Genomic DNA, 10,969 nt, shown 5'->3' on the forward strand with positions numbered 1-10,969 from the left:
GGCAAAGCGGGACAGGTGACAACCACCGATACCAACAGACTCTTAGAATCAGAAGATTCTAGAAATAGACTATTTAATTATAGAGAAGGCAGGGAAGAGAGCGCTCAATGCCCGAGAACCGCATCGTGCTGGACGTGCTGAGAGGCGAGGCAGTGTTTCCGCCGCCGCTCTGGATGATGCGCCAGGCCGGGCGCTATCTGCCGGAGTACCGCGAGACCAGAAAGCGCGCCGGGTCCTTTCTCGATCTTTGCTACAATCCTGATCTGGCTGTCGAAGTGACGCTGCAGCCGATCGACCGCTTCGGCTTCGATGCCTCGATCGTGTTCTCGGACATTCTGGTCGTGCCGCATGCGCTGGGACGCGATGTCCGCTTCGAGGAGGGCCGCGGGCCGCTGCTGACGCCAATCACTGCAGCTGAGATTTCGGCTCTCAACAGTGAAACGTTTCACGTGAATCTCGAACCGGTCTACGAGACGGTTCGCCGGCTGCGGGCAAGATTGCCTGACGAGACCACGCTGATCGGCTTCTGCGGCGCGCCGTGGACGGTGGCGACCTACATGATCGCTGGCCACGGCACACCCGACCAAGCGCCGGCGCGGCTGTTTGCCTATCGCGAACCGACGGCCTTCAAGCATCTCCTGAAAGTGCTCGCCGACCACTCCGCGGCCTATTTGATCCGCCAGATCGAAGCCGGTGCCGACGTGGTGCAGATTTTCGATTCGTGGTCCGGCGTGCTCGACGACGCGTCTTTCGAGCAGTTCTGCGTGCAGCCGGTGGCGGAGATTGTCGGCCAGGTTCGTGCGGTTCATCCCGATGTACCGATCATCGGCTTTCCCAAGGGCGCCGGCGCCCGCTACGAGACCTATCGTGAGAAGACCGGTGTGACGGGGCTGGGGATCGACTGGACCGTGCCCCTGTCGGCTGCGAGCGAACTGCAGCGCTCGGGTGCGGTCCAGGGCAATCTCGATCCCTTGCGGCTCGTGGCTGGCGGCAAAGCCCTGTCGGACGGCGTCGATGCGATCCTCAAGGCGCTGGGCGACGGACCGCTGATCTTCAATCTCGGCCATGGCATCACGCCGGAGACGCCGGTGGCACATGTCGAGGCGATGGTGAAGCAGGTGCGGAGCGCGACACGCTGATGGCTCAATCGGATAATACGGGCGGCAACAGCACTCGTGGGGCGATGATGCGCATGACCATCGGCATCGGAGTGCTGGTTGTTCTCACCGCACTTTTGTTTTTCTTTGCGCCTGAGGGTTTCTATCCCTGGGCGAAGGCAATCCATATCCTGGCCGTCATCTCCTGGATGGCCGGCATGCTCTATCTGCCGCGATTGCTGGTCTACCACGCCGACGCAGAGAAGGGGTCGGTCCAATCGGAGACCTTCAAGGTGATGGAGCGGCGTCTGCTGCGCGGCATCATCAATCCGGCGATGATCGTCACCTGGGTGTTCGGGCTTTGGCTTGCCTGGAAAGTGTTTGGCTTTCACGGCGGCTGGCTGCACGCCAAGATAGGCTTGGTGCTGTTGCTGTCAGGCGTGCATGGCTATCTGGCCGGTGCTGTCAGGAAATTCGCCGAGGACCGCAATGAAAAACCGGCGCGGCACTGGCGAATCGTCAACGAAATCCCCACATTGCTGATGATCGCCATCGTCATCCTGGTTGTCGTCAAGCCGTTTTAGGTCCGTTTCGGTCGACAAAACGCAGCTTGCTCTTTCCCCCGACCGACGATAAAAGACGGGTCTTCCTTCCCGTCATGCGCCGCCCTTGATTGCTTTCGGCCGCGCCCGGCATTTATCGCATCCAGCCGATATATTTTCCCCAAAGCAGATTCAGAGTCCGTCTATGCAAGAAATGAAACTCGCAGAGTTCAAGAACAAGAAGCCGCCAGAGCTGATCGCCTATGCCGAATCGCTCGAAGTGGAAAACGCCAGCGTCATGCGCAAGCAGGAACTGATGTTTGCCATCCTGAAGAAACTGGCCGCCCAGGACGTCGAGATCATCGGCGACGGTGTGGTCGAGTTGCTGCAGGACGGTTTCGGCTTCCTGCGCTCAGCCAACGCCAATTATCTGCCGGGCCCCGACGATATCTACATCTCGCCCTCGCAGATCCGCCGCTTCTCCTTGAAGACCGGCGATACCGTCGAAGGGCCGATCCGCAGCCCAAAAGAGGGCGAGCGCTATTTCGCCCTTCTCAAGGTCAACACGATCAATTTCGACGATCCCGAAAAGATACGTCACAAGATCCATTTCGACAATCTGACGCCGCTCTATCCGACCAAGCGGCTGAAGATGGAGATCGACAATCCGACCGGCAAGGACATCTCGTCGCGGGTGATCGACTTGGTGGCGCCGATCGGCAAGGGACAGCGCGCGCTCATCAACGCGCAGCCGCGTACCGGTAAAACGGTGCTGATGCAGAATATCGCCCACTCGATCACGGCCAATCATCCGGAATGCTATCTGATCGTACTTCTGATCGACGAACGGCCAGAAGAAGTGACCGACATGCAGCGTTCGGTGAAGGGCGAGGTCGTGTCCTCGACCTTTGACGAACCGGCGGTGCGCCACGTCCAGGTCGCCGAAATGGTCATCGAGAAGGCCAAGCGCCTGGTCGAGCATGGCCGCGACGTCGTTATTCTGCTCGATTCGATCACCCGCCTCGGCCGTGCCTACAACACCGTCGTGCCGTCCTCCGGCAAGGTACTGACCGGCGGTGTCGACGCCAACGCGCTGCAGCGGCCGAAGCGCTTCTTCGGCGCAGCCCGCAACATCGAGGAAGGCGGCTCGCTGACCATCATCGCCACCGCGCTGATCGACACCGGCAGCCGCATGGACGAAGTCATCTTCGAAGAGTTCAAGGGCACCGGCAACTGCGAAATCCAGCTCGACCGCAAGGTCGCCGACAAGCGCATCTACCCGGCCATGGACATTTTGAAGTCAGGCACCCGCAAGGAGGACCTGCTGGTCTCCAAGCAGGATCTGCAGAAGATCTTCGTCCTGCGCCGCATCCTGGCGCCGATGGGAACCACCGACGCGATCGAGTTCCTGATCGACAAGCTGAAGCAGACCAAGACCAACGCCGATTTCTTCGACTCGATGAACACGTAAGCTTCTCGTCGGGCCATCGGTTCGCATTGAAGCCCCGTTCCGGGAACTGGGACGGGGCTTTTCATTGCGGGGGCAAACAGGTCGCATTTCAGACAGGGCGTGGCCTTGGGCGGCAATTTCCATCGCTGTCGTCATGCGAGTAATCGCGTCTCGAAGATCGGAAGCCGCATGGAGAAAACAATCCCGACCCTGATCGGCTTCTCGGCCATCCTGACATGGTCCTTCTTGGCGCTGCTTTCGACCGCGGCGGGACCGATTCCGCCCTTTCAGCTGGCGGCGATGACGTTTCTGCTTGGCGGGTTGGTCGGCGCGTCGAGCTGGCTTGTCCGTCCGGCGGCGATCAAGTCGCTGCGCCAGCCGTGGCAGGTCTGGGCGCTCGGCACAGCGGGGCTGTGCATCTACCACTGCGCCTATTTCTTCGCCATCCAGTCGGCGCCGCCGGTCGAGGTCAGCCTGATCGCCTATCTCTGGCCGTTGCTGATCGTCGTCTTTGCCGCCTTCCTGCCTGGAGAAAAGCTGAGGGCCCATCACATTGCCGGCGTCATGCTCGGCCTTGCCGGCGCCATTGTGGTGATCACCAAGGGCGGCACGATCGGACTGGCCAATGGTGTGATGAAGGGGCATGTCATCGCGCTGTTCTGCGCTTTCATCTGGGCCGGCTATTCGGTTTTATCGCGCCGCTTTGGCAAGGTGCCGACCGATGTGGTCGTCGGTTACTGCTTCATCACGGCTGCGGTCGCCTTGGTGCTGCACCTCACCTTTGAGACCACCGTCTGGCCACAGACGGCGACGCAGTGGAGCGCCATCGTCATCTTGGGCGTAATACCGCTAGGCGCCGGCTTTTACGCCTGGGACTATGGCTGCAAGCACGGCGACATCATGATCCTCGGCGCCCTCTCCTATGCCGCGCCCCTCTTCTCGGTCATCGTGCTTCTGCTGGCAGGCTTTGGTGTGTTTCACTGGTCGGTGGCTGTTGCTTGCATCCTGATCACGGTCGGAGCGGTGGTCGCGGCCAAGGATTTGCTGTTCGGGCCGCGGCCGCCATCCATTGATGTGACGCCGCTTCCTTCGGCCTTGGACGGAAACACGGGTTGAGCTACCGGCGTCGCAGCAGCGGCTCGGTTCCTACGGAATCCGTCGCTACCGGCATGATAGCGGTGCATAGCCCCGGTCTGCCGTCGGCGGCCGGATGCCACTGGCCAATGTTAAGTCGATTCGCATCCGTTCCAATCGGGCGACGACCGGCGTGACGCGGGTCGGGATTTCCGATTCGCAACCGGAACGAGGCTTTCCCTATGGGAGATGGGCTCCAGCTTCACGGTTCCGGGCCAGGAACAGGCGTTAACGATGCCGGCCAGCCGTAGGGCTTGCTGGCCCGCCCAGAACTGCTTGGCGTCGGGATTAGGACCCGCCTGCTCGCACATGGATGACAAGGCGGCTATACAGATTTGGTAATCCGGTCGCTCTCGCGATCGACCTTGATATTGACGGACAGCCGGTTCATGACGGCCGCGACACTGTGGGATTGTTGAGCCTAGGCGACCGGTGAGAACGGGCAAATGATTTCGGGCGATTCGATCGTTGCGCTTTCCAGCGGGCGCCTGCCCGCCGGCATCGCTGTCATCCGCATTTCCGGACCGAGGACTCGATTCGTTGTCGAAACGGTGGCTGGTGGCACGGTCAAGGACCGGTGTGCGACCCTGCGCAAGCTCCGAACGGTGGACGGGTCGCTTATCGACAACGGCCTGGTGTTGTTTTTTCCTGGGCCGAACAGTTTTACCGGCGAGGATGTCGCCGAGTTCCACGTCCATGGCGGCCGCGCCGTCGCCGGCAAGATGCTGGAGATCGTCGCCGGCTTTGACGGCCTGCGTCATGCGGAGCCTGGGGAATTTACGCGCCGGGCTCTTCTCAACGGCAAGCTGGATCTGGTCGAGACGGAGGCGTTGGCCGATCTGGTCAACGCCGAAACCGAAGCGCAGCGGCGCTTTGCCGTGCAGAATGCCGAAGGAGTGCAAAGCGAACTCTATCTTGGCTGGCGCCATCGGCTGATCCATGCACGGGCCATGATCGAGGCGGAAATCGACTTCGCCGACGAAGACGACGTGCCCGGTTCCGTTTCGGATACGGTTTGGTCCGATGTGCGCGCAATGGTGGGGGAGATCGGCCGGCATGTCGATGGCTTCCATGCCGCCGAGATCATCCGTGACGGGTTCGAGGTTGTCATCCTCGGTGCACCGAACGCCGGCAAATCCAGCCTGTTTAACGCGCTGGCCAGGCGTGAGGCGGCGATTGTTACCGACGAGCCCGGCACGACGCGGGACTTGCTCGAAGTGGTGCTGGATCTCCACGGAGTGCGGGTCAGGGTAACCGACACCGCGGGCCTGCGCGAGGCGCCCGGCAAGATCGAAGCGATCGGTATCGAAAAGGCGCGGGCCAAGGCGCACACGGCTGACCTGGTGCTGTTGCTGGAAGATCTGGCGGACCCGACTGCGATCGGCAACATGCCTGTCGACGCCCCGGTTTTGAGAATCGGCACCAAGGTCGATCTCTTGAAAGGTTCGCCGCGATTGGAGGCCTATGATGCGTTGATCTCGACGGTGGACGGCACTGGGTTGGCTGAACTCCTGGCCGAGATCGGCAGGCGCGCCGCAGCTGCTATCGGCGATGCCGGTGACATCCTGCCGTCTCGGTTGCGGCATGTGGAGCTGCTCAATGAGACCAGGCGCTTTCTGATCTCGGCTTTGTCGGGGCAAGAGCGCGGCCAGGAGCTGCGGGCGGAGGAGCTGCGTCTTGCGGCGGACCGGCTTGGCCGGATTGTCGGCGCGGTGGATGTCGAGGACCTGCTGGACATGATCTTTTCGCAGTTTTGCATTGGGAAGTGACTCACGTGAAACATGACGGGGCGCTGGTATGAGTGACTCACGTGAAACATAGGGGGCCGCCCAGCGTTTCACGTGAAACGAGACGTTTGGCAAAAGGGCAAGTGGCCGAAAGCCTGCACCGCCCCTCATTGTCCCCGTTCATGGGGAGAAGATGCCGGCAGGTGGATAAGGGGCAGCGCCAACCGAGGCTTCGCTGCTTCCATGACTCACGTGAAACACCTCTGCGGCTTTCAGCACTCCGTTCCACGCGAACGAATCAACCTGCAAATCCTTGACAGCGTCCTCTCGTGGGGACATGTGTCGGGAAATCTCTGAATCTGGAAGGGACAATGATCGATCACTATGATGTGGTTGTGGTGGGCGGTGGCCATGCCGGGTGCGAGGCTGCGAGCGCTGCCGCGCGCGCCGGTGCCAGGACCGCGCTGATCACGCTGCGCTTCGACACGATCGGTGTCATGTCCTGCAATCCGGCGATCGGCGGCCTCGGGAAGGGCCATCTGGTGCGTGAGATCGACGCCATGGACGGGCTGATGGGCCGCATCGCCGATGCTGCCGGCATCCAATTCCGCCTGCTCAATCGCCGCAAAGGCCCTGCCGTGCGCGGGCCGCGCACGCAGGCCGACCGCAAGCTTTACCGGCTGGCCATGCAGGAAGCGATTCGGCAGCAGAACGGTCTCGACGTCGTCGAAGGCGAGGTTCTGGACTTCGACATCGCGGATGGACGCATCGCCGCTGTGCTCCTGGCCGACGGGCGCCGGTTGGCGTGCGGCGCCGTGGTGCTGACCACCGGCACTTTTCTGCGCGGTCTTATTCACATTGGCGACAGGAAGATTGTCGCCGGGCGGATGAACGAGCAAGCGAGCCTTGGCCTGTCGGCGACGATGAGCCGCGCCGGTTTCGCGCTTGGACGGCTGAAGACCGGGACGCCGCCGCGGCTCGATGGCCGAACCATCGACTGGGCGTCGCTGGAAAGCCAGGCGGCCGACGAACATCCAGTGCCGTTCTCGCTGCTCACCGACACAATCAAGAATCCGCAAATCCATTGCGGCATCACGCGTACGACGCCGGCGACGCACGCGCTGATCCGCGCCAATATCCGCCGCTCCGCCATGTATTCCGGCTCGATCGAAGGCGTAGGTCCACGTTACTGCCCGTCGATCGAAGACAAGATCGTCAAGTTCGGCGATCGCGAAGGCCACCAGATTTTCCTCGAGCCGGAAGGGCTGGACGACGACACGGTCTACCCCAATGGCATTTCGACCTCCCTGCCCGAGGATGTGCAACTCGACATTCTCAAAACTATACCCGGGCTAGAGCGGGCGACCATGCTGCAGCCCGGCTACGCTATCGAATACGACCATGTCGATCCGCGCGAGTTGGAGCCGACGCTTGAGGCCAAACGTATTGCGGGGCTTTTCCTCGCCGGTCAGATCAACGGCACCACCGGTTATGAAGAAGCCGGAGCGCAGGGCCTGCTCGCCGGGCTCAACGCCGCGCGCAAGGCGGCGGCCGACGACCAAATCGTGCTCAGCCGCACCGAAGCCTATATCGGTGTGATGGTCGACGACCTCACCAGCCGCGGCATTGCCGAGCCCTACCGCATGTTCACTTCGCGGGCGGAGTTTCGCCTATCGCTGCGCGCCGACAATGCCGATGAAAGGCTTACGCCTCTGGCAAATCGGCTTGGTATCGTGTCGCCGGAGCGGACGCGGCGGTTCAATCAAGTCACACAGGATCTTGATAGGGCGCGCGAACTCGCAGTTGCGACGACGATGACGCCCAACGAAGCGGCGCGGCATGGGCTGGAGATCAACAGGGACGGCGTGCGCCGCTCCGCTTATGAATTGCTCGCTCATCCCGGCGTCGATATAGCCTGGCTGGCCCGTGTTGCGCCGGCCTTTGGCGCAATCGACGTCAAAACCGCTGAGCGGCTCGAAACGGAAGCGAAATATTCGGTTTACCTTGATCGCCAGCAGGCGGATGTCGGACAGATCCGCCGCGAGGAAAGCCGGCTGATCCCGGCGTCGGTGGATTTCGCCGATGTTCCTGGCCTGTCCAATGAGCTGAAGCAGAAGATGCTAACGCGTCAGCCCCGGTCGATCGCTGACGCGCAGCGTATGGAAGGCATGACGCCGGCGGCGCTGGCAATCATCGTCGCGCACGTCCGCAACGCTGAATCGGCCGCGCAAAGGGCCGTTGCGTGAGCGCTGCCTCATGGGCGAGCCTGCAAGAGGCCGCGGGACCGGTTTCACGTGAAACATTCGATCGGTTGGTGACATTCGAACAGTTGTTCCTGAAATGGAACCGCAGCATCAATCTGGCCGCGCCGTCGACGCTGGACGACGTCTGGCGCCGCCACATTCTGGATAGCGCGCAACTGGCGCGAATCGCACCGCAGGCCAAACGCTGGGCCGATCTCGGTTCGGGCGGCGGTTTTCCGGGCCTAGTGCTGGCTTTCCTGCTGGTCGAGCGCGATGGCGCGTCGATCGATCTGGTCGAGAGCAACCGCAAGAAAGCATCGTTTTTGCAGGCGGTCATTGGCCAGTTCGGTTTGCCGGCACGGGTCGTCGCCCGGCGCATCGACGACAGCTATGCGCTTGTTTCCGCACCGGAAATCATCACGGCGCGGGCGCTTGCCGCGCTGCCGGCGCTGCTCGATCTGTCGGCGCCGTGGCTGACCAAGGGATCGCGGGCGCTGTTCCACAAAGGCCGGGATTACCGCTCCGAGGTGGAAGAAAGCACTCACCGCTGGGCTTTCGATCTGGTAGAACATCCGAGCATCACCGACGCCCATGGCGTCATCCTCGAAGTGACCGATCTGCGGACGGCGTAAGCTCTCCTTCGCAACCTTGGCGACGCAATGAATACCTGGCCCACATGAATACCTGGCACAGACCCATGAAAACCGGACCTCGCATCATCACCGTCGCCAACCAGAAGGGCGGCGTCGGCAAGACCACGACCGCCATCAATCTGGCCACGGCGCTGGCCGCCATCGGCGAAAAGGTGCTGATCGTCGATCTCGATCCGCAAGGCAATGCCTCGACCGGTCTTGGCATCGACCGCAAGGACCGCACCGTCTCGTCCTACGATGTGCTGACCGGCGAACTGGGCCTGGAAGAGGCGGCCATTCCAACGGCGGTGCCCGGCCTGTCGATCGTGCCGTCGACGCTCGATCTGCTCGGCATCGAGATGGAAATCGCCTCGGCGCCGGATCGCGTGCTTAAGCTGCGCAACGCGCTGCGCGCCGCCACCGAGCGCGGTGCGCCGTTCGGCTATGTGCTGATCGACTGCCCGCCCTCGCTCAACCTTTTGACTTTGAATTCAATGGCGGCAGCCGATTCTGTTCTTGTGCCGCTGCAGTGCGAGTTCTTCGCGCTGGAAGGGCTAAGCCAACTCCTGGAAACGGTGGAGCAGGTGCGCCGTTCGATCAATCCGGACCTGATCATCCAGGGCATCGTGCTGACCATGTATGACGGCCGCAACAACCTCGCCAACCAGGTGGTGCAGGACGTGCGGGCACATATGGGCGACAAGGTCTACGAGACCATCATTCCTAGGAATGTGCGAGTGTCCGAGGCGCCCTCCTATGGCAAGCCGGCGATCCTCTATGACCTGAAATGCTCCGGCAGCCAAGCCTATCTGCAATTGGCATCCGAAGTGATCCGCCGCGAGCGAAAATTGCGCGCTGCATGATTAGGCAGGGTCGATAAACAAAGCCGATCCGGCACCGAAACGATCAAGAATCTGGAATTGAGATGAGCGAAGACCTTTCGAGAAAGAGACTGGGGCGTGGACTTGCGGCGCTGATCGGGGAGATCGACCGCCCGGTGGCAACGGCCGAAAAGCCAGGCCTGAATGACGACGGCAAGGTGCCGATCGAGTTTCTGAGCCCGAACCCGAAAAACCCGCGCCGGCATTTCGGCGACGCCGATCTGACGGATCTCGCGCAATCGATCCGCGAACATGGCGTCGTGCAGCCGGTAGTGGCGCGGCCTTCGCCGACGCAGGCCGGGCGCTACGAGATCATCGCCGGCGAGCGCCGCTGGCGGGCGGCGCAGCGCGCCGGGCTGACCGAGATCCCGATCATCGTGCGCGACGTCAACGACCGCACAGCGCTGGAACTGGCGATCATAGAAAACGTCCAGCGCACCGATCTCAATCCGGTCGAGGAGGCGCTCGGCTACCAGCAGTTGATCGACGATCACGGCTACACCCAGGCCGATCTCGGCAATGTCATCGGCAAGAGCCGCAGCCACGTCGCCAACACGCTCAGGCTGTTGAAGCTGCCCGACGTGATCCGCGACATGCTGGTCGACGGCGTGCTGTCGGCCGGCCATGCCCGGACGCTGGTGACGGCGCAGGATCCCGCCGGGCTAGCCAAGCAGATCGTCGAAGAAGGGCTTTCGGTGCGCCAGGCTGAGGCGCTGGCGCAGATGCCGGCGGGCGGCACGCCGCCCAAGGCAAAACCAGCACACGGCGCATCGGGCAAGGATGCCGACACGCTGGCGCTGGAAAGGCTGATGACCAACACGATCGGCATGATCGTGACCATCGAGCACAAGGGCAAAGGCGGCGCGATCCGCGTGGACTACCGCAGTCTGGAGCAGCTCGACGAGCTATGCCGGCGGTTGAAGGATGAGCGGTAGAGGGTTGGGGTTGCGCCATATTTAGCCGGCGAATGAAGTTCTGGCTTAGGATGAAGAAAGGGCTTGGCGGTTGCCGGCCCTTCTTTTTATTGGCGATTGCCGAAGGGATCGAACTGCTGATCTCTCCCCTTGAGGGGGAGATGGCCGGCAGGCCAGAAGGGTCGTCTCCCATCAAGCGCCGACCTCGTTTGTCGTTGCGAAAGGCGCCAGCGCTCCACGCGCCGCGAGGTTGTGTGCGTCAAGTTCTGCAAAATGGGCGATCATGAAACTGGTCATGCGGCTTGGCGTAGAGCGAGCTTCTTGTGCTCGCGCAGATCATCCATGTTGA

At 62.0% G+C, this 10,969-nt stretch carries 9 protein-coding genes; all 9 read left to right on the forward strand.

From position 1 onward, the window contains the following. Positions 1-107: 107 nt before the first annotated feature. The 9 genes from hemE to NKJ57_RS12165 all read left to right on the forward strand — a co-directional run bounded on the left by hemE (position 108) and on the right by NKJ57_RS12165 (position 10,641). A complete protein-coding gene (gene hemE, locus NKJ57_RS12125; RefSeq protein ID WP_352510738.1) occupies positions 108-1,139 on the forward strand; it encodes a uroporphyrinogen decarboxylase in 1,032 nt (343 codons plus the stop codon). Continuing rightward, positions 1,139-1,681 (forward strand): protoporphyrinogen oxidase HemJ, encoded by a 543-nt coding sequence (gene hemJ, locus NKJ57_RS12130; protein WP_023715711.1) that lies wholly within the window; start codon positions 1,139-1,141, stop codon positions 1,679-1,681. Before hemE ends, hemJ begins: the two co-directional genes overlap by 1 nt. Before the next feature lie 163 nt (positions 1,682-1,844). Then, positions 1,845-3,110: a transcription termination factor Rho gene (gene rho / locus NKJ57_RS12135; RefSeq protein ID WP_023672113.1), complete on the forward strand. Its 1,266-nt coding sequence runs from the start codon at positions 1,845-1,847 to the stop codon at positions 3,108-3,110. A 168-nt stretch (positions 3,111-3,278) separates the two neighbouring features. Further along, entirely contained in the window at positions 3,279-4,205 is a 927-nt protein-coding gene (yddG, locus tag NKJ57_RS12140; protein ID WP_352510739.1) for an aromatic amino acid exporter YddG, read from the forward strand. 464 nt (positions 4,206-4,669) lie between these two features. Then, positions 4,670-5,992 carry a tRNA uridine-5-carboxymethylaminomethyl(34) synthesis GTPase MnmE gene (gene mnmE, locus NKJ57_RS12145; protein WP_352510740.1) on the forward strand — a complete coding sequence of 441 codons (1,323 nt, stop codon included), beginning with the start codon at positions 4,670-4,672 and terminating at the stop codon, positions 5,990-5,992. A gap of 329 nt (positions 5,993-6,321) precedes the next feature. Beyond that, entirely contained in the window at positions 6,322-8,196 is a 1,875-nt protein-coding gene (gene mnmG, locus NKJ57_RS12150) for a tRNA uridine-5-carboxymethylaminomethyl(34) synthesis enzyme MnmG (protein WP_352510741.1), read from the forward strand. Beyond that, positions 8,193-8,825 (forward strand): 16S rRNA (guanine(527)-N(7))-methyltransferase RsmG, encoded by a 633-nt coding sequence (rsmG, locus tag NKJ57_RS12155; RefSeq protein ID WP_352510742.1) that lies wholly within the window; start codon positions 8,193-8,195, stop codon positions 8,823-8,825. Before mnmG ends, rsmG begins: the two co-directional genes overlap by 4 nt. Positions 8,826-8,890: 65 nt before the next feature. Further along, on the forward strand, positions 8,891-9,688 hold the full coding sequence (locus tag NKJ57_RS12160) for a ParA family protein (protein WP_023672118.1): 798 nt from the start codon (positions 8,891-8,893) through the stop codon (positions 9,686-9,688). A gap of 62 nt (positions 9,689-9,750) precedes the next feature. Continuing rightward, entirely contained in the window at positions 9,751-10,641 is an 891-nt protein-coding gene (locus tag NKJ57_RS12165) for a ParB/RepB/Spo0J family partition protein (protein ID WP_023706932.1), read from the forward strand. Positions 10,642-10,969 lie beyond the last annotated feature (328 nt).

It is taken from the genome of Mesorhizobium sp. M0077 (assembly GCF_040322955.1).
GTDB lineage: Bacteria > Pseudomonadota > Alphaproteobacteria > Rhizobiales > Rhizobiaceae > Mesorhizobium.